Genomic DNA, 17,833 nt, shown 5'->3' with positions numbered 1-17,833 from the left:
CTAATTTCCTGCTTCTTGCTTCTACGGTCTACTGACTACCGACTACTTCTTCTCCATACACAAATGGCATCCCGTCACCGCGTCCGGCCCTTTCGCGCGCAGATCGTCGACCAGTTTCGCGGCATCTCCGGGCTGGAGACACTCGTGCCAGTGGTCGTTCACCATGACGACCGGCGCCCGATCGCAGGCGCCCAGACACTCCACTTCCATCAGCGTGAATAGGCCCGTCGCATCGGTCTCGCCGGGTTTGATGCCAAGCTTGGCCGAGAGCGCCTCGGTCACCCGCTCCGCGCCATTGAGCGCGCACGAGAGCGTCCGGCATACCTGGAGTACGTACTTGCCGACCGGCTGCGAATAGAACATCGCGTAATACGACACGACGTCCTCGACCTCGGCCGGCGTGACGCCGATCGCCTCTGCCACGTGCGCCATCGCGTGCCCGGAAATGTACCCCTGCTGGCGCTGCACCAGGTACAGCGCCGGCAGCAAGGCCGATCGGCGTCGCTCGGGCGGATAGCGCCCGGCGATCTCCTCGAGGCGCGCCCGGTTCTCGGCCGTGAAGGCGAATGGCTCACCCTGTTCGGGCAGCCGGCGCTCCGACTTGTGAAGCCCGGTGTCGTACGGCATGCTCGGGTGAAAGGTCACCGGTCCACGTCTCCCATGATGACGTCGCTCGATCCAATCACGGCGACGAGATCCGAAATCAGGCCGCCTTTGGCCATCGCCTCGATGGCCTGACAGGCCATCAGCGACGGCGACCGCATCTTGACGCGCCACGGCCGGTTGCCGCCATCCGACACGACGTGGCAGCCGTGCTCGCCGCGCGGTCCCTCCACCGGCACGTACGCCTCGCCGGCCGGCACCGTGAATCCCTGCGAGTAGATCAGAAAGTGCTGGATGAGCGCTTCCATCTCGGCGTAGACCTTGTCCTTGGGCGGCGGCGTCACCCGCGGATCGCCGGCCGCGAAGATGCCGCGCGGGCTGATGCGGTCGATCGCTTGCCGGCAGATCCGCACACTCTGCCGCATCTCGTCGACGCGAATCAGGAAGCGGTCGAACACGTCGCCGCTGGCGCCAATCGGCACGTCGAACTCAAATGTGTCGTATCCGGAATACGGGAAGGCCTTCCGCACGTCGTAGGTGTCGCCGGATCCGCGGGCCATCGGCCCGACCAGCCCCCACGCCAGCGCGTCGGCCTTCGACAGCGTGCCGACGCCGCGCGTGCGATTGATGAAGATCTGGTTTTTGGTGAGCAGGTCCTCGTACTCGTCAATCTTGCCTGGCATCAGATCGAGGATGCTTCGTACCGCGGCGTGGAACCCGTCCGGCAGATCCTCCCGCAATCCGCCCACGCGGATGTAGCTCGGGAACATCCGGAATCCGGCAATCAATTCGTTGACGTTGAGGATCAGTTCGCGCTCGCGGAACGTGTAGAGCATCACGGTGATGGCGCCCAGGTCCATCACGTGCGTGCCAAGCCAGACCAGATGGCTGTTGATGCGCTGCAGTTCGACCAGCAGGACGCGAATCCACTGCACGCGCTCCGGCATCTCGAGGCCCAGCAGCTTCTCGACCGCCAGCACGTAGCTCAACGTATTCGAGTGGGAGCTGAGGTAGTCCATCCGCTCGACCAGCGGCACGACCTGCTGCCACTTCTTCTGCTCCATCGTCTTCTCGATGCCGGTGTGCAGGTAGCCGATTGTCGGCAGCACCGACAGCACCGTCTCGCCGTCGAGCTCCAGCACCAGCCGCAGCACGCCGTGCGTGCTGGGGTGCTGCGGCCCCATGTTGACGGTCAGGATCTCGGTGCGAAGATCAGGCATACAGCTCCCGTTCGACCAGTTCGCACATCGCGTGCAGCAGCGTCCGGTGCACTTCCTGCACGCGCGCGGTCGACGGCGACGGCACGTTGATGTGGATATCAGCCGCCGCGCCCACGACTCCGCCGTCGCGGCCGGTGAGGGCGACTGTGGTGAGGCCTCGCGATTTCGCCGCGCCGATTGCCTCGAGCACGTTCGGCGACCCGCCGCTGGTCGAGATACCGAGCAGGACGTCTCCAGCGCGGCCCACCGCCTCGACCTGTCTCGCAAACACCCGATCGAAACCGTAGTCGTTGCCGATCGCCGTCAGGATGCTCGTGTCCGTGGTCAGCGCGATCGCCGGCAGCGCGGGCCGCTCCCGCTCGAAGCGCCCCACCAGTTCGGCCGCGACATGCTGGGCGTCCGAGGCGCTGCCTCCGTTGCCGCACACGAGGATCTTCCCGCCGCTGCGAAGCGACGCCACGATCGCCACAGTGGCCGCCACGGTCGCGTCGACAGACGAGGTCCGGGCCTGCTCATGCAGCCGGACGGCCGCAGTGAGCGTCCGCGAGACGACCTCGGCGAACTCGCTGGCCGTCATGCCCCGCCCTTTCGAGTCTGCCGGTCGTTCCGGATGTTGGCGCGGAACTGCTCCTCGGTCATCTGCAGCGGCTCGTGCACCTTGACGGGAGCGTCGATCTGCACCGGATAGTCCTTGCGGAGCGGATGCCCTGTCCAGTCGTCCGGCGTCAGCAACCGCCGCAGGTCAGGGTGTCCGTCAAACGTCACGCCCAGCAGGTCCCAGACCTCGCGCTCCAGGAATCCAGCGGCTGGCCAGACGCCCACCACCGTTGGGAGCCTGGGGGTCTCGCCGTCCACTTGCACTTTGACGCGCAGTCTCGCGACCACGGTGGTGGCCACGAGGCTGTAGTTGACGTCGAATCTCGGCACTCTCGGCATCATGTCGACGCCGACGATGTCGACCAGGGCGGCGAAGCGGAATTCCGGCGCGTCGCGCAACGCTGTGCACACGGCGACCAGCGATTCGGCGCCCACCAGCACGGTCGGCTGATCGATGGCGGCGACGGCCTCGACGCGGGCGCCGGGCACAAGAGTCTCCAGGGCAGCGACAATGGCGCGTGAATCCATGGACCTGACGACTATCCGCGGGGGTACTCGAACGCCCGCTGTTGGTCAATCTTCCGTTGCAGCGAGATGATCCCGTACAGCAACGCTTCCGGCCGTGGGGGACAGCCGGGCACGAACACGTCGACCGGCACCACCTTGTCGACGCCCTGGACAATGGCGTAGTTGTCGAATACGCCACCGCAGGACGCGCAGGAGCCCATCGAAATTACCCATTTCGGCTCGGGCATCTGGTCGTAGATGCGCCGCAACGCCGGCGCCATCTTCCGCGACAGCCGGCCAGCCACAATCATCAGATCCGCCTGGCGCGGCGAAGCCCGGAACACTTCGGCCCCAAATCTGGCGATGTCGTACCGAGACGCGCTCATCGACATCATCTCGATCGCGCAGCACGCCAGGCCAAATGTCACCGGCCACACCGACGATCGGCGCGCCCACTGCGCCATCTTCTCGACGGTTGTCGTCAGAACCGGAATCTCGATCATCGGTGCCATCGGGGTCTCATCTCAGGGCCTGTCCCACTTCAGCGCGCCCTTTTTCCACACATAGGTGTAGCCGGCCACGAGAATCGCGAAAAACACCAGCACCTGGACAAACCCGGCCCATCGCAAATCGCGCAGCGCCATCGCCCAGGGATACAGGAACGCCACCTCGATGTCGAACAGCAGGAAGATCATCGCCACGAGGTAGAACTTCACCGAGTGGCGTTCCCGCGCGTCGCCAACCGGCGGCATCCCGCACTCGTACGGCGCCTCCTTCTCGGCGGTCGGATGGCGCGGCCCGAACAGCCTCGCCATGATGATCGACCCCAGGGCGAACGCCACGCCCAGGAGAGCCAGAAGGACAATCGACAGCCAGCCCTGCATAAGTCGCATTCATGCTAGCGGACGAAGGACCCTGGCGGCAATAGGTTTGGCATCTTGGGCGTCGAGGCGCCCGATCGGCAAGGCGCGAGGAGAGGGAGAAAGGGTCCTGAGGGAGCGTGGGCAAGATAAACTCGTGCTACGGTGATAGGGCCTATGCGCGTTGCGTGGTTCAGTCCTCTGCCGCCGGATCGGTCGGGAATTGCCGCCTACTGCGCGGAGCTTCTCCCGCAACTGGCATCCCGTCACCAGATCGAGGCGTTTGTCGACGACGGGGACCGCCGACGCGGCGCGGCGGGAACCGACCCCGTCGCGGGCGTACTGGTCCGCGGCGCCCACGACTTCCCCTGGCGCCACGCCACGGAGCCGTTTGCGGCGTGCGTCTACCAGTTGGGAAACGAGCGTTGCCACGACTACATCTGGCCGTACATGGTGCGATACCCAGGGCTGGCCGTGATCCATGACGGGCAGTTGCATCAGGCACGGGCCGGGAACCTCATTGACAGGGGTCGCCTCGACCAGTACCGCGCGGAGTTCTCGTACTGTCATCCGCAAGCCCCCCGCGCGCTGCACGAAGTGGTGATCTGCGGAATGGGAGAGGCGATCGGCTCGATGTACTACGATCATCCCATGGTCAGAATTCCGATCGAGGCGGCCCGCGTCGCGGCAGTCCACAATCAACTGCTGGCCGAAGAACTGTCAGAGAAGCATGCGGGGGCGACGATCGTCCCGATTCGGCAGGGCGTCCGGGATCTGACGGTGGGAGAGGCCGGCCGAATCGACGGCCTGCGGGCGACGCTGGGTATTCCGGAGCAGGCCGTGGTGTTTGTCGCATTCGGACGCGCAACGCCCGAGAAACGGCTTCCGGCGATCGTCAAGGCGCTCGGCCAGGTCGTCGCGTCGGGATGTGCTCAGGATCCCTGGCTCCTGTGCGTCGGCGCGACGGCCGACTACTACGATGTCCTCCGCGATGCGGCGGTGAACGGAGTGGCCGACCGCGTCGTTGTCACTGGCTACGTGCCGAACAGCGAGTTGGGACGGTATCTGGCGCTGGCTGACGCATGTCTATGCCTCCGCTGGCCGACGGGCCGGGAGACATCCGCGGCGTGGCTTCGCTGTCTGGCGGCGGGCAAGCCCACCGTGATCAGCGGCCTGGCGCATCTGACAGACGTGCCCGCCATCGACCCGCAGTCGATGGACACGCTGGCCGTGGGTGACCGGCCGCTCAAGGATCGCGAACCGATTGCGTTCGTCGTCGAGTTGACCGACGAAGTGCCCATGCTGAGGCTTGCGATCCGTCGGCTGGCCGAAAGCCGTCAGCTTCGCGAAAAACTCGGCAGCGCGGCGAGGCGGTACTGGAGCCGGCACCACACGATCGAGATCATGGCGCAGGACTATGAGGCGTTGCTCGAACGCACACGCCGATCCGAGCAGAATCCACACCCGCCGTGGCCGGGGGATCTGGTCGCCGATGGCACCGAGCAGGCCCGGGCAATTGCCAGCCACATCGGAGTCGCGCTGGACTGGTTGTAGAGAGGAGTGGATTGTGTCTGAGGAACAGCAACACCCGGACGAAGCCAGCCGACTGACCGCCGCCCGCGAGCAGGCTGACCGCGGGTATCGGGAGGCCCTTGCGGCCGTCGACCACGCGGTCCCGAAGCTCTTTCCGATTCCGTCAGCGCCGCTTCCCGAGGTCGATCAGCAATCGCCGGCGACGATCCTGCGCCTCCCGATCATCGGCTGGAGGATGCTCAGCAGGCTAGCCGCCAGGGTCCGGGGGCGTGTGCAGAGGGAGATCGGGCAGGTCACCTGGTCCTTCGCCGCAAAGAGTGAGGAGATGCATGCCCTCGCCCGGTTTCACTTCCACGTCATCCAGTACCTGCAGCAGGTGTATCCGCTCATCGAGACGAGGTACCGGCACCAGATGATGATTGACTCGGGGTTGGCCGCGTCGGTCGATGAGGTCAATGCCGTGTACGCGCTCCGCTGGGAAGCCACGCAGACAAGGGAGCGCCGGATGGTCGCGGCGCTCGACGAGATTCGCACCAGCATCGCCGTCGTCCAGCAGACCGGCGCGACGCTCAAGCGGGAACTCGAACGGCTGTTGCCGCTCGGGCAGGCGGCGGCGAACCCGGCGACTGGCACGCTCGGCTCTGGAGAGCGGATCGATCTGCCAACATCGGCCGCCCGCCCCGCGGCAAGTCCGGATGCGCTCAACGCGTACAAGTACGTCGGTTTCGAACAGAAGTTCAGGGGATCGGAAGACGACATCGCGGAGCGGCTCGCCGGGTACCTGCCGCTGTTCGAGGGCGCCTCAGACGTCCTGGATCTGGGCTGCGGCCGGGGAGAATTCCTGGCGACTCTTGGGGACCACGGAATCAGCGGACGGGGTATTGACCTCAATCACGAGATGGTCGAGTTGTGCCGCAGCCGGGGCCTCACCGTGGAGGAGGGCGACGCGCTGGCGTATCTCGAGGGCCTGCCCGACGGCTCACTTGGAGGACTGTTCGCCGCGCAGGTGGTCGAACACTTTCAACCTGGCTACCTGATGCGGCTGCTGGACGTGGCCTTCCACGCGCTGAGACCCGGATCCAGGCTCGTCCTCGAGACGATCAATCCCGCGTGCTGGTCGGCGTTCTTCGACAGCTATATCCGCGACGTGACACACGCCTGGCCACTCCACCCGGACACCCTCAGCTTCCTGGTCACCGCCGCGGGATTCCAGCGGACCGAGGTCAGGTACATGGCGCCGTATTCTCCGGATCACAAGCTCCAGCGTGTGTCGGCCCGCTCTGACGCCGCCATCACACCCGCCGTCATGTCGATGATTGAGACGTTCAACGCCAACGTTGATCGCCTGAACAGCCAGTTGTTCAGCAACCGCGACTACGCCGTGATCGCAGAACGGCTGTAGCTTTCTTCTCTATAGCCGGTGGATGTGCGCGCCGGGGTACTTCCGCAGGGCATTGCGGGTGTCCAGGATGAGCGACGCCTTGCCGACTAACGCGCCGTAGTCGAAGGCGTCGTGGTCGGTCGTCACGACGACACAATCAGGCGACGCCGCCAACGCCTCGGCCTCCGGAACCGCGCAGAGTTCGCCGTGGCCGTCGAGACGGAAACGTGCGACGTGCGGATCGCTGTACGTGACGGTCGCCCCGCGCCGCAGCAGGTGCTCGATCACGTCGAGCGCCGGCGATTCGCGCATGTCGCCGACGTTCTTCTTGTACGCCACCCCGTACAGGTGGATACTGGATCCGTTCACGGCCTTTCGGACAGTGTTGAGCGCGTCCGCCACCCGTGAGACGACCCACTCGGGCATCGACGAGTTGACCTGCCCGGCCAGCTCGATGAATCGCGCCTCGAAACCGCTCTGTTTGGCCTTCCACGACAAGTAGAACGGGTCGATCGGGATGCAATGCCCGCCCAGTCCCGGCCCTGGATAGAACGCCATGAAGCCGAACGGCTTGGTCTTGGCGGCGTCAATCACTTCCCAGACGTCGATCCCCATCCGGTGGCACATCAGCGCCAGTTCGTTCACCATTCCGATGTTGACCGAGCGGAACGTGTTCTCCAGCAACTTCGCCATCTCGGCCACGACGGTTGAACTGACCGCCACGGTTCGTGTGACCACCTGTCCGTACAGGGCGCACGCCAGATCGGTGCTCGTCTTGTCGATACCGCCAACGACTTTCGGAATATCCTTCGTGAGGTACACCGGGTTGGCCGGGTCCACGCGCTCGGGCGAAAACACCAGGTGGAAGTCGACGCCGGCACGAAGCCCGGTCTCCTCGAGCATGGGCTTGACCAGTTCGTCGGTCGTGCCGGGGTACGTGGTCGATTCAAGACAGATCAACTGTCCCTTGCGGAGGTGTTTTCTCACCGCCTCAACGGCATGGACGATATACGACATGTCGGGGTCTTTGGTCTTGCGGAGCGGCGTCGGCACGGCGATATCGATGGCGTCCATCTCCCCCAGCGCCGACATGTCGGTGGTCGCCTTGAATCGTCCGTTGAGGACGATCTTGGCCAGCTCGGCGGTCGGCACGTCCGGGATGTAGCTTCGGCCCGCGTTCAGTTCGCTGACCTTCCGTTCGTCGACGTCGAAACCCGTCACGGGAAAGCCGGCCTTGGCCAGTTCCGTCGCCAGCGGCAAGCCGACGTACCCAAGGCCGATGATGCCGACCTTGCACGTCTTGTTCTGGATGCGTTCAGACAGACTCATGGACATCCTCTCGCAGTATCTTGAGCATCTCTTGCAGGTTTCATCCTACCGAATTCAACACAACTGGATTCCGGCGCACGCCGGAATGACGGACTGGAAACACAGTATCCGCCATCAACGTCACGAGCCGGTCGCGGGCTTCCAGTTCGCCAGACGCTTCAGGTCCGCGTCCACCATCATGCCGATTAGGTCGTGGAAATCGACAGTTGGCTCCCACCCGAGCATCTTGCGGGCCTTGTCGGAGCTCCCGATCAGATGATCAACCTCCGCCGGTCGAAGCAGGTTCGGGTCGACTTCGACGTGCTTCTTCCACTCGAGCCCCGCATGCCCGAACGCCACCTGCACCAGGTCCTTGACCGAATGGCTGACACCAGTCGCCACGACGTAGTCGTCTGGAGTCGGCTGCTGCAGCATCAGCCACATGGCGCGGACGTAGTCGCCGGCGAATCCCCAGTCGCGGTGGGCTTCCAGATTACCGAGGCACAGCTTGTCGGCGAGTCCGAGCTTGATCCGCGCCACGCCGTCGGTCACCTTCCGCGACACGAACTCGAGCCCCCGGCGGGGCGACTCGTGGTTGAACAGGATCCCGGAGCACGCAAACAGGCCGTAGCTCTCGCGGTAGTTCACGGTGATGTAGTGTCCGAACACTTTCGACACGCCGTACGGGCTGCGCGGGTAGAACGGGGTCATCTCGGTCTGCGGCACCTCGCGGACTTTGCCGAACATCTCGCTCGACGACGCCTGGTACAGTTTGATCTTCGAGTTGACCATGCGGATGGCCTCGAGCACGCGCGTCACGCCCTGGGCATTGAATTCGCCGGTCAGGAATGGCTGGTCCCACGACGCGGGCACAAACGACATCGCCGCCAGGTTGTAGAACTCGTCGGGCTGCACGTCCTCAATCGCCCGTACCAGCGACAGCTGATCCAGCAGATCGGCAGGCCGCAGCTTGACGCGATCGAGCAGGTGCTCGATCCGGCCGAAGTTCTGGTAACTCAGCCTGCGGATGATGCCGGTGACCTCGTACCCTTGCTCGAGCAGCAGTTCAGCCAGGTACGAGCCGTCCTGCCCCGTGATGCCGGTGATGATTGCCCGCTTCGCCATTCTCGTCCCCCCGCCGCAGCTGCGGCACCTGATTTTATGGGCATCGCACCACGCGACGCAAGGAACTGTAAGATCAGTTCCATGGAATCGATCGACGTCGTCGTCGTTGGCGGAGGGGTCAGCGGCCTGGCCTCCGCCGCCGCGCTGGCGCGCGCGGGGCTGGGCGTATGTGTGCTCGAGCGGCATCCCAGGTGCGGCATGGACGCCAGCACGCACAACAGCGGAGTGATCCACGCCGGCATCTACCATCCCGCCGACTCGCTGAAAGCGAAGCTGTGTGTCGAGGGTGCGCGGCTGCTCTACGCCTTTTGTGCTGAGCATCGCGTGCCGCACGAACGGTGCGGCAAGCTGATCGTCGCGCTGGACGACGCGGAAGCGGAGGCGCTGCCGGCGCTCAAGCAGCGGGGCGACGCCAATCTGGTCGAGGGCCTCAGGCTGGTCGGCCAGGATTTCATCCGTCGCGTCGAACCGCATGCCGCCGGCGTGGCCGCGCTCTACTCGCCGACGACGGGGATTGTCGAGCCGGAGGTGCTTATTCAGGCGCTCGTCCGCGTCTGCGAGGGCCGCGGTGTCGTGCTGCTGCCCGGGACGCGGTCGGTTGGCGCCGATCCCGCACACGACGCCATCATCGTCCACACCGAGCGCGAGCAGATCCGGGCGCGCGTCGTCGTCAACGCCGCCGGGCTGTATGCCGATGACACGTCCATCCAGTTCGGCGGCGAGGCGTTCACCATTCACCCGTGCCGCGGAGAGTACGCCGAAATCGCGCCGTCCAGGTGCGGCCTCGTCAACGCGCTGGTGTATCCGCTGCCCGACGCCTCAGGTCATGGCCTCGGTGTGCACCTGACCAGAACGACCCGGGGCAGCGTGTTGATCGGACCGACGATCCAGCATCAGCAGAGCAAGGACGACTACGAAGGCGGCCGCCTCGATCTCGCGGCGTTTCTCGAGCCGACCCGCCGGTTGCTGCCAGACATTCGACTGGCCGATCTCCGGATCGGCGGGAGCGGCATCAGGCCGGACCTGAATGCGCCTGATGAGACATTTGCCGACTTCCTGATCCGGCGCGACCGCTGCAACCCGCGGTTGATTCACGCGGCGGGGATCAGTTCGCCCGGACTGACGGCATGTCTGGCGGTCGGGAATCTGGTAACCGAGCTGGTACGGGAGGCGCTGTAGAGGGCACGGCATGCCGTGCCCCTACAAGACCGTTGTCGTACCCTCACGAGGAGCATCCCGACGGCGTAGGGGCACGGCATGCCGTGCCCCTGCTCCGACGCCCCTACGAGCGACGGGCCTTGATGTGTCTGGCCAGGGCGTCCTGCCAGGTCGGCATTACGATGCCCAGGCCAACGAGCCGCGAGTTGTCGAGCGCGCAGAACTTCGGCCGCGGCGCAAGCAGCTTCACATCCTCGAGCGTGATCGGGCGCAGCCGCGGCGTGGTCGCCAGCAGCCGTCCCGCCTCGCGGGCCACGTCCATCCAGCTGCACGCCCCCGTGTTGACACAGTGGTAGACGCCAGCCGGGGCCTGCATCTTCAGGAGTGCGCGCGTCGCGGCGGCGACGTCCTGCACATAACTCGGCGACACCGTCCGGTCGGAGAACACCGGCACCTCGACGCCCGCCTCGATCCCGCTCACAATGCGCTCGAGGCTGCTGCGCGCAGGGCGGCCAGCTGGCGGCGGGCCGAACAGGCTTTCGACCCGCAGAACGAATCCGCGTGTGACCTCGAGGGCAAACCATTCGCCGAGCAGCTTTGACGCCGAATAGACGCTCTGGGGATTGGTCCGGTCGTCCTCGAGATAGGGCCTGGTCGTGGTTCCGTCGAACACGAAGTCCGTGCTGTAGTGCACGAGCGTCGCGGGGATCCGCTCGACCGCACGAGCCAGCGCCCGCACGCCAAACGCGTTGATCTCGAGCGCCCGCACGGGATGCGTCTGTGCCTCGTCCACATCGTTGTCGCTGGCGCAGTTGATCACGACAGCCGGCGCGTGCGCCGCGATCGCCGCCTCGACGGCGGACTGGTCGGTGATGTCCAGCTCGGCGCGCGTCAACGCCACCACGCGGTGATCGGGGCCGAACGTTTCGATGATCGCCTGGGCGAGTTGGCCCGCGGCGCCGGTCACGAGAACCATGGGCTGCATCACACTGACCGTTTCCCGGCGGCGAATTCCCGCATCTTCGCGTCATCGAAGACGCCTTCCCACCGGGCCACGACGGCGGTGGCGATGCAGTTGCCCATCACGTTGACGCCCGTGCGTCCCATGTCGAGAATCTGGTCGATCGCCAGCAGAATCGCGGCGCCCTCGAGCGGCAGCTTGAACTGCGCGAGCGTTGCGGTCAGCACGACGAGCGCCGCCCGTGGCACTCCCGCCACGCCCTTGCTCGTCAGCATCAGCGTCAGCATCATGATCAGCTGCTGGCCGATCGTCATGGGCACCCCGAACAACTGCGCGACGAACACGCTGGCGAGCGACAGGTAGAGCGTCGTGCCGTCCAGGTTGAAGCTGTACCCGGTCGGCAGCACCAGGCCGACGATGTTCTTCGGGCAGCCGAACCGCTCCATCACTTCGAGCGCCTTCGGCAGCGCGGCCTCGCTGCTGGCGGTCGTGAACGCGATGAGGAACGGTTCCCTGACGGCCCGCAGGAAGAGGAAGAACGGGACCCTGATCAGGAGGGACACGCCGCCGATCACAATGAGCGCGAAGACGATGAGGCCGCCGTACATCAGCAGCACGAGTTTGCCGAGCGTGAGCAGGATGCCGAGCCCCATCTTGCCGACCGTGGCCGCGATGGCCGCCATCACGCCGACCGGAGCGAACATCATGACGTAGCCGGTGAACTTGAACATCACCTGGGCGGTACTCTCGAGAAAGTCGACGACCGGCTTGCCCTTCTCTCCGATGGCCGCGACCCCGATGCCAAAGAAGATGGAGAACACCACCAGCTGGAGGATGTCTCCGCGCGACATGGCGTCGAAGACCGACGTCGGGAACAGCGTTACCAGCATGTCCCAGCCGCTGTGCGCCTTGGTTTCCTGCAGCGTGCGCAGCGTGTCCACGCTCATCGCCCCCACCTGCACGCCGGCGCCGGGCTGGAACAGGTTCACCAGCAGCAGGCCGAGGAAGAGCGCCACCGTGGTTGCCACCTCGAAGTAGATGATCGCCTTGAGGCCAATCCGTCCCATGGCCTTCAGGTCGCCGGTTCCGGCGATCCCGACCACCAGCGTCGAGAACAGCAGGGGCGCGATGATCATCTTGATCATCCGCAGGAACGTGTCGGCCAGCGGCTTGATCTGTTCGGCGTATCCGGCGACATGCACGCCGTTGACGTCCGACGAGGGCCAGAGATAGCCGATGCCGATGCCCAGCACCAGGCCGATGAAGATCTGAGTCGTGCCGCTCGGCATCCGGCTGCGCGTGGCCGGCGGAAGTGTCGAGTGGTGGGAGATGGCTACCTTCACGTGTTCGGCTCCTGTTTGGCGAGCGGCCCGTGGTGCAGATGCTGGCGGCGCGCGGGATTCTCAGCTGGTTCGATCAACGGCCTCGGCAACCACATCCACGACGTAGCGCTGCTGTGCCTCGGTCAACTCGCCGAAGACCGGCAGCGCCAGCGTCTCGCGCGCGGCCCTCTCGGCGTGAGGGAGTTGGCCGGCGCGGTAGCCAAGATGGGCAAAGCACTCCAACTGGTGGAACGGCACCGGGTAGTAGATGGCGCAGCCCACACCGCGGGATTCGAGGTGGGCTTTGACCGCGTCCCGATTCGGCAGGCGAATCACGTACTGGTTGAAGATGTGGTAGCGATCGGCACGCGTCACCGGCGTCGTCACCCGGTCGGTCAACCCGCGTTCGCGGAACCAGGCGTCGTAGCGCGCGGCGTTTCGGCGCCGGCCTTCGGTCCAGCCGGCCAGGTGCGGCAGCTTGACCCGCAGGACCGCCGCCTGGAGCGCGTCAATCCGGAAATTCCCGCCGATCACGCGATGGTAGTACTGCTGGTCCGCGCCATGCACGCGAAGCCGCCGGAGAACGGCCGCCAGATCGTCGCTGCCCGTGGTGACGAGCCCGCCGTCTCCGAACGCGCCCAGGTTCTTGCTTGGAAAGAACGAGAAACAGCCGATGAGACCGAACCCGCCGACCGGGCGCCCGTGGTAGCGGGCCCCGATGGCCTGGGCCGCATCTTCGACCACTGGCACGCCGGCGCGGGTCGCGATGGCGAGGATCGGATCCAGATCCGCGCTCTGGCCGTACAGGTGGACCGGGATGATGGCCTTCGTGCGCGGCGTGATGGCTGCCGCCAGGGCGGACGGATCAATATTGCAGGTGTCCGGATCGATATCGACGAACACGGGCGTGGCGCCGAGCCTCACGACGGATCCGCCCGTCGCGAAGAACGAATACGTGCTGGTGATGACCTCGTCGCCGTGGCCGATGCCGAGGGCCATCATCGCCAGCAGCAGCGCGTCCGTGCCCGACGAGACGCCGATCGCGTAAGGCACCTCGAGCATCGCCGCCAGTTCGCGCTCGAGCGCTTCGACCTCCGGCCCCATGATGAACCGCTGGCTGTCACACACCCGGGTGATCGCCGCCAGGATCTCCTCCCGGAGCGGCCGATACTGGGCCTGCAAATCCAGCATCGGCACCTGCATCTCGCCCGCGCTCATCATCGGTTGACTCCCCACATGCCGATCACCGGGTTCAGAACCCGTTCTTCCAGCCGTCCCCGGTCCGCCCCACGCAGGTTCTGAAGCCGTCGCCAGTCACCGTCCTTTGATCCTGGGATCGCCCCAGAGACAGAAGTCGTTCCGCGCGTCTGTCTTGTCCGGCGGCCCGGGATCGGTGCTCAGGATAATCTCGACCATCTGACCCTCGTAGGCCGACAGATCGATCGTGGCCGGTAGCCACTTGCGGTCGCGGTCGCGCGTCTTCGGGCTAATCGCTTCGCTCAGGTACTGTTCGTAAGTCGGGCCGTTCGACACGCCAATCCGGAACTGGGCGCCGTCGCCGTCCACGTTCCACGCGTCTTCGCGGAGCGCGTAGAAGACTTCCAGCACGCCCCGGCGCGGCACTTCGACCTTGAACTTGAGGCGCGAGGGGGGCGGCGCGAAGATCGCCCTGTGCGTCGTGCCGGCGATCGTGACGTCCTTGACGCCAAACAGCGTCTCCGTGGTCTGCGTCCACCGGCTGATCTTCTGTGCGTCACCCATCTGCGCGAGCAGATCGATCGTCACGCTTTGCCCGCCGCGCCGAGAGTTCCAGATCGCCACGATCACGACCAGAGCCGTCAGGGCAATCACTGCGGCGACGAGCTTGGTGTTCTTCAGCACGATGGATTCTCCTCGTTGGCCGAATCTCCGGACTCGAAGCCTCAGCATGCTAGCATCCGGCCAAAGGTCGCCGCAATTGCCGGAGCCGTCTACCGCCCGTGCGACTTGATGGCCGCCCGCGATTCGCGATCGATCTCCCGGCGCCGGATGGTCTCGCGCTTGTCGTGCGCCTGCTTGCCCTTCGCCAGGCTGATGGCCATCTTGACGCGGCCGTCCTTGAAGTACATCCGGACCGGCACCAGCGTCATGCCCCGTTCAGTGGTCTTGCCGATGAGCTTCCGGATCTCGTGGCGGTGCAGGAGCAGTTTGCGCGGCCGCAGCGCCTCGTGATCGGCATAGCCCCGGCTGCTGTAGGACCCGATGTGCACGTTGTGCACGAACACTTCGCCGCCGGTCACCCGCGCGTAGCTGTCGCGCAGGGTGACCCGCCCCTCGCGGATGGCCTTCACCTCGGTGCCGACCAGCGCCACGCCCGCTTCAAACGTCTCGATCAGGTGATAGTCGTGGTGCGCCTTGCGGTTGTCCGCAATGATGCGCTCGGCCTTCCGGCGCTCTTCCTTCTGATGGTCGTCCTTCACCGTCACGCGCCAACCTCCGTACCGTCAGCCGGCCGTACCGCGTGTCGGGCCAGCCGCGCGGCAAGCCGGACGGCGCAGACGAGGCTTCCGTGATCGGCCACCCCCCGTCCCGCGATATCGAAGGCGGTCCCGTGATCGACCGACGTCCGGATGATCGGCAGCCCCAGGGTCACGTTGACGGCGGTGCCGAAGGCCAGCAGCTTGATCGGAATCAGGCCCTGGTCGTGGTAGCTGGCGATGACGACATCGAACTCGCCACGGGCGGCACGCCCGAACAACGTGTCTGCTGGAAACGGCCCGGCCACGTCGATCCCGCCGCTTCGGCACGCGGCCAGCGCCGGCTCGAACACCTCGCGTTCTTCCGAACCCATCACGCCGTGTTCGCCGGCGTGGGGATTGAGTCCGGCGACCGCCAGTCGCGGCGACGGAAACCCGAACCGCGGCATCTCGCGCGCGGTCAGCCGAATCACCTGCTCCAGCGACGCCCGCGTCAGCAGCCGGGGCACATCGGCCAGGGGCACGTGGATCGTCGCCAGCACCACCCGAAGCGCTTCCGCGTAGAACATCATCGCCACCGACGCCGCGCCGGTCAGGTGCGCCAGCAGGTCGGTGTGGCCGCGCCAGGGCAGGCCAGCCAGCGCAAACGCCTCCTTGTTCACCGGGGCGGTGGCCATGGCCTCCACGCGCCCGGCTCGGACATCGTTCACTGCGGCCACAATCGCGTCGTACGCCGCGCGGCCCGCCTCGGCCGACAACTGGCCAGGACGAAACCGTGCCAGATCAGCCGGCCCGTACACAACGGGCTCGCACACGTCGGTCACGCGCGCGTCGGCGAGCGCGCTGGCGACGATCTCGGGACCGATGCCGGCCGGATCCCCCACGGTGATCGCCACGCGCGGCAGGCTCATCGGCGGCGACCGTGCCCGCACGCGCCGCCGCGATCCCGCGAGCCGGGTTCCTTGACGCTTTCGGCGAGACTCTCGTCGCCGCGGGCAACCGGCGGCAGCGCGCCGTCGATCAATTCGTAGCGCAGGCAGCACTTCAAGCGTCCGCACAGGCCAGACAGGCGCGAGGGGTTCAGGGCAAGATCCTGCAGTTTTGCCATCTTGATCGAGACGGGATCGAACGCGTGCAGCCAGGTGCTGCAGCACAGGGAACGGCCGCAGGTGCCGTAGCCGGCGAGCATCCGCGCTTCGTCCCGCACGCCGATCTGGCGCAGCTCGATCCGGGTTTTGAAGTCCGAGGCCAGCTCCCGCACGAGCTCGCGGAAATCGACGCGTTCCTCGGCCGTGAAAAAGAAGACGAGCTTCGATCCGTCGAACGCCTGCTCGACCCGCGCGAGCTTCATCGCCAGTCCCCGCTCGCGGATCTTCATCACGCCGAGACGGAAGGCGTCCCGTTCGCGCTGCTCGTGGCGCTGCCGCATGGTCAAGTCCTGCGCGGTGGCGCGCCGGACGACCTCTGGAAGACCGTCCGTCATCGGCTGTTTCGCCATCACGAGCAGGCATCTGGCCACAACGTGGCCAATGACCGGGCTGCCATCCAGATGGACAACGACCGCGTCGCCGTCCGCGAAAGGTGGGTTCGGATCAAACGGCACCGCCGCCCTGACCATCAGGCCGCCGATGGTCTTGAGCATGATGGCGGCGCCGGGAAGTCCAGCGCTCATACGCCCTTCTGCATCTATCGCCGCTCGAACGCCGCGACGCTACAACTGGACCGCCAGCCAGTCCACCACGATCTTCGGACTGGCGTTGTGCCGTTCCACCGCAGCAAGCGATCGTCCCACGGCCGAAAACGCGCGATCGAGCCTGGCCCGGTCGTAGTACCTCGTCAGGGATTCCAGTTCGGTCCTGATGTCGGGGTTGACCAGCGCCTCATCGGACGCGCGTGCCGATAACACGGTGACGTCCCGGATAATCGACGCCAGCGCACTCAGTCGAACCGCCAGCGCACCGCGGTCAGACGCGGCTTGCGACTTGTCCTTCCCCTTGCGAGTCCCCGCCGGCAACAGCGCGGCCCCAGCCGCCAGCCGGGTTCGCGGGTCAGCGTCGCGTGCCGCTTCGCGCAGCACCGCCACCGCGACAGCGCGGGCCTCGGTGGTTTCAGCGGTTCCCGCGTCGAGGGCCTTGCGAAAGCTTCCTCCAGAGAGTGCCGCCGCGGCATTCGCGTCCGGTTCGGAAAAGCGATGCCGCTCAACCAGATCCCGGGCAATCTCGTGCGGCGCGATCGCCGCAAACCGCACATGACAGCAGCGGGACCGAATCGTCGCGAGCAGCGTATCCGGCTGCGCGGTGACCAGCATTAGGACCGTCCGCTGCGGCGGCTCTTCGAGCGTCTTCAGCAGCGCGCTCTGGGCGACGTGATTCATCTGGTCGGCCCGGTCGATGACGACCACTCGATAACGGCCTTCGAAGGGCCGGAAGGTGACCTGCCCGATCACCTGTCGAATGGCCTCGACCTTGATCTCCTCGCCGTCTTCCGGCTCAATCACCAGGACATCCGGGTGAATGCGCCTGGTGATCTTGCTGCAGGCCAGACAGTTCCCGCACGCATCGCGCCTGCCGGGGCCCAGGTCAACGGCCGGGCTCAGGCAATTGAGCGCCTGCGCCACCGCCAGGGCGACCCGCCGCTTGCCGATCCCGTCCGGGCCTGAGAACACGAGACTCGGCGGCAGCGCGTCGGCCCCAAGAGCCCGCGCGAGCAGCCCAATCTGGCGACGGTGGCCGACTATGTCACGGAAAGGCATGGCAGACGGAGGTTAGAAGGATGCTACCACACGTGCCTGTCACGCCAGCC

19 protein-coding genes are annotated in these 17,833 nt (G+C 66.0%); 3 read left to right on the top strand and 16 right to left on the bottom strand.

Features of this window, described 5'->3' with window-relative positions:
• Nucleotides 1-42 precede the first annotated feature (42 nt).
• From nuoE to NTV05_00385, 6 genes are read right to left on the bottom strand one after another with little or no spacing between them, the layout of a single operon-like run.
• Nucleotides 43-645: an NADH-quinone oxidoreductase subunit NuoE gene (gene nuoE / locus NTV05_00410; GenBank protein ID MCX6542860.1), complete on the bottom strand. Its 603-nt coding sequence runs from the start codon at nt 643-645 to the stop codon at nt 43-45.
• Nucleotides 642-1,823 carry an NADH dehydrogenase (quinone) subunit D gene (gene nuoD, locus NTV05_00405; GenBank protein MCX6542859.1) on the bottom strand — a complete coding sequence of 394 codons (1,182 nt, stop codon included), beginning with the start codon at nt 1,821-1,823 and terminating at the stop codon, nt 642-644. Before nuoD ends, nuoE begins: the two co-directional genes overlap by 4 nt.
• The gene (gmhA, locus tag NTV05_00400; protein MCX6542858.1) at nt 1,816-2,400 is read right to left on the bottom strand and encodes a D-sedoheptulose 7-phosphate isomerase; all 585 of its coding nucleotides are present in this window, start codon (nt 2,398-2,400) and stop codon (nt 1,816-1,818) included. Before gmhA ends, nuoD begins: the two co-directional genes overlap by 8 nt.
• The gene (locus tag NTV05_00395) at nt 2,397-2,948 is read right to left on the bottom strand and encodes an NADH-quinone oxidoreductase subunit C (GenBank protein ID MCX6542857.1); all 552 of its coding nucleotides are present in this window, start codon (nt 2,946-2,948) and stop codon (nt 2,397-2,399) included. Before NTV05_00395 ends, gmhA begins: the two co-directional genes overlap by 4 nt.
• A gap of 11 nt (nt 2,949-2,959) precedes the next feature.
• Nucleotides 2,960-3,439 (bottom strand): NADH-quinone oxidoreductase subunit B, encoded by a 480-nt coding sequence (locus NTV05_00390; protein MCX6542856.1) that lies wholly within the window; start codon nt 3,437-3,439, stop codon nt 2,960-2,962.
• Between the two features lie 12 nt (nt 3,440-3,451).
• Nucleotides 3,452-3,811: an NADH-quinone oxidoreductase subunit A gene (locus NTV05_00385; protein ID MCX6542855.1), complete on the bottom strand. Its 360-nt coding sequence runs from the start codon at nt 3,809-3,811 to the stop codon at nt 3,452-3,454.
• 153 nt (nt 3,812-3,964) lie between these two features.
• Here NTV05_00385 and NTV05_00380 point away from each other — a divergent pair, with 153 nt between their 5' ends.
• Nucleotides 3,965-5,341, top strand: a complete 1,377-nt coding sequence (locus NTV05_00380; GenBank protein MCX6542854.1) for a glycosyltransferase family 4 protein — start codon at nt 3,965-3,967, stop codon at nt 5,339-5,341.
• A gap of 13 nt (nt 5,342-5,354) precedes the next feature.
• Nucleotides 5,355-6,722: a methyltransferase domain-containing protein gene (locus tag NTV05_00375; GenBank protein MCX6542853.1), complete on the top strand. Its 1,368-nt coding sequence runs from the start codon at nt 5,355-5,357 to the stop codon at nt 6,720-6,722.
• Nucleotides 6,723-6,731: 9 nt separating this feature from the next.
• Here the strand turns inward: NTV05_00375 and NTV05_00370 are convergent, their stop codons facing one another.
• The gene (locus tag NTV05_00370; protein MCX6542852.1) at nt 6,732-8,036 is read right to left on the bottom strand and encodes a nucleotide sugar dehydrogenase; all 1,305 of its coding nucleotides are present in this window, start codon (nt 8,034-8,036) and stop codon (nt 6,732-6,734) included.
• A gap of 114 nt (nt 8,037-8,150) precedes the next feature.
• Complete coding sequence (gmd, locus tag NTV05_00365; protein MCX6542851.1) at nt 8,151-9,134, bottom strand: GDP-mannose 4,6-dehydratase; 984 nt, start codon at nt 9,132-9,134, stop codon at nt 8,151-8,153.
• Between the two features lie 81 nt (nt 9,135-9,215).
• Here gmd and NTV05_00360 point away from each other — a divergent pair, with 81 nt between their 5' ends.
• A complete protein-coding gene (locus tag NTV05_00360) occupies nt 9,216-10,313 on the top strand; it encodes an FAD-dependent oxidoreductase (GenBank protein MCX6542850.1) in 1,098 nt (365 codons plus the stop codon).
• Nucleotides 10,314-10,416: 103 nt separating this feature from the next.
• Here the strand turns inward: NTV05_00360 and rfbD are convergent, their stop codons facing one another.
• From rfbD to holB, 8 genes are all read right to left on the bottom strand, one after another.
• Nucleotides 10,417-11,268: a dTDP-4-dehydrorhamnose reductase gene (rfbD, locus tag NTV05_00355; protein ID MCX6542849.1), complete on the bottom strand. Its 852-nt coding sequence runs from the start codon at nt 11,266-11,268 to the stop codon at nt 10,417-10,419.
• An 8-nt stretch (nt 11,269-11,276) separates the two neighbouring features.
• The gene (locus tag NTV05_00350) at nt 11,277-12,542 is read right to left on the bottom strand and encodes a cation:dicarboxylase symporter family transporter (GenBank protein ID MCX6542848.1); all 1,266 of its coding nucleotides are present in this window, start codon (nt 12,540-12,542) and stop codon (nt 11,277-11,279) included.
• Between the two features lie 114 nt (nt 12,543-12,656).
• A complete protein-coding gene (locus tag NTV05_00345) occupies nt 12,657-13,778 on the bottom strand; it encodes a DegT/DnrJ/EryC1/StrS family aminotransferase (GenBank protein ID MCX6542847.1) in 1,122 nt (373 codons plus the stop codon).
• A 111-nt stretch (nt 13,779-13,889) separates the two neighbouring features.
• A complete protein-coding gene (locus NTV05_00340; protein MCX6542846.1) occupies nt 13,890-14,456 on the bottom strand; it encodes a hypothetical protein in 567 nt (188 codons plus the stop codon).
• Between the two features lie 89 nt (nt 14,457-14,545).
• A complete protein-coding gene (gene smpB / locus NTV05_00335) occupies nt 14,546-15,034 on the bottom strand; it encodes an SsrA-binding protein SmpB (protein MCX6542845.1) in 489 nt (162 codons plus the stop codon).
• Nucleotides 15,035-15,036: 2 nt separating this feature from the next.
• Entirely contained in the window at nt 15,037-15,942 is a 906-nt protein-coding gene (gene pdxA, locus NTV05_00330; protein MCX6542844.1) for a 4-hydroxythreonine-4-phosphate dehydrogenase PdxA, read from the bottom strand.
• Entirely contained in the window at nt 15,939-16,703 is a 765-nt protein-coding gene (gene ricT, locus NTV05_00325; protein MCX6542843.1) for a regulatory iron-sulfur-containing complex subunit RicT, read from the bottom strand. The genes pdxA and ricT overlap by 4 nt, the downstream gene beginning before the upstream one ends.
• A 39-nt stretch (nt 16,704-16,742) precedes the next feature.
• The gene (holB, locus tag NTV05_00320) at nt 16,743-17,783 is read right to left on the bottom strand and encodes a DNA polymerase III subunit delta' (protein ID MCX6542842.1); all 1,041 of its coding nucleotides are present in this window, start codon (nt 17,781-17,783) and stop codon (nt 16,743-16,745) included.
• Nucleotides 17,784-17,833: the final 50 nt, after the last annotated feature.

The sequence above is a fragment of the Acidobacteriota bacterium genome (genome assembly GCA_026393755.1).
GTDB lineage: Bacteria > Acidobacteriota > Vicinamibacteria > Vicinamibacterales > JAKQTR01 > JBAXOX01.
Note: the sequence above shows the minus strand (reverse complement) of the source record. Positions and strands in the feature narration are given on the sequence as shown.

What these genes read in the sequence shown, in the direction of transcription:
- NTV05_00390 (MCX6542856.1), bottom strand. Translation starts at nt 3,439, where the DNA reads ATGGCACCGATGATCGAGATTCCGGTTCTGACGACAACCGTCGAGAAG.
- NTV05_00345 (MCX6542847.1), bottom strand. Translation starts at nt 13,778, where the DNA reads ATGCAGGTGCCGATGCTGGATTTGCAGGCCCAGTATCGGCCGCTCCGG.
- holB (MCX6542842.1), bottom strand. Translation starts at nt 17,783, where the DNA reads ATGCCTTTCCGTGACATAGTCGGCCACCGTCGCCAGATTGGGCTGCTC.
- NTV05_00380 (MCX6542854.1), top strand. Translation starts at nt 3,965, where the DNA reads ATGCGCGTTGCGTGGTTCAGTCCTCTGCCGCCGGATCGGTCGGGAATT.
- NTV05_00370 (MCX6542852.1), bottom strand. Translation starts at nt 8,036, where the DNA reads ATGTCCATGAGTCTGTCTGAACGCATCCAGAACAAGACGTGCAAGGTC.
- rfbD (MCX6542849.1), bottom strand. Translation starts at nt 11,268, where the DNA reads ATGGTTCTCGTGACCGGCGCCGCGGGCCAACTCGCCCAGGCGATCATC.
- gmhA (MCX6542858.1), bottom strand. Translation starts at nt 2,400, where the DNA reads ATGACGGCCAGCGAGTTCGCCGAGGTCGTCTCGCGGACGCTCACTGCG.
- ricT (MCX6542843.1), bottom strand. Translation starts at nt 16,703, where the DNA reads ATGAGCGCTGGACTTCCCGGCGCCGCCATCATGCTCAAGACCATCGGC.
- NTV05_00350 (MCX6542848.1), bottom strand. Translation starts at nt 12,542, where the DNA reads ATGCCGAGCGGCACGACTCAGATCTTCATCGGCCTGGTGCTGGGCATC.
- NTV05_00360 (MCX6542850.1), top strand. Translation starts at nt 9,216, where the DNA reads ATGGAATCGATCGACGTCGTCGTCGTTGGCGGAGGGGTCAGCGGCCTG.
- NTV05_00395 (MCX6542857.1), bottom strand. Translation starts at nt 2,948, where the DNA reads ATGGATTCACGCGCCATTGTCGCTGCCCTGGAGACTCTTGTGCCCGGC.
- NTV05_00385 (MCX6542855.1), bottom strand. Translation starts at nt 3,811, where the DNA reads ATGCAGGGCTGGCTGTCGATTGTCCTTCTGGCTCTCCTGGGCGTGGCG.
- pdxA (MCX6542844.1), bottom strand. Translation starts at nt 15,942, where the DNA reads ATGAGCCTGCCGCGCGTGGCGATCACCGTGGGGGATCCGGCCGGCATC.
- gmd (MCX6542851.1), bottom strand. Translation starts at nt 9,134, where the DNA reads ATGGCGAAGCGGGCAATCATCACCGGCATCACGGGGCAGGACGGCTCG.
- nuoD (MCX6542859.1), bottom strand. Translation starts at nt 1,823, where the DNA reads ATGCCTGATCTTCGCACCGAGATCCTGACCGTCAACATGGGGCCGCAG.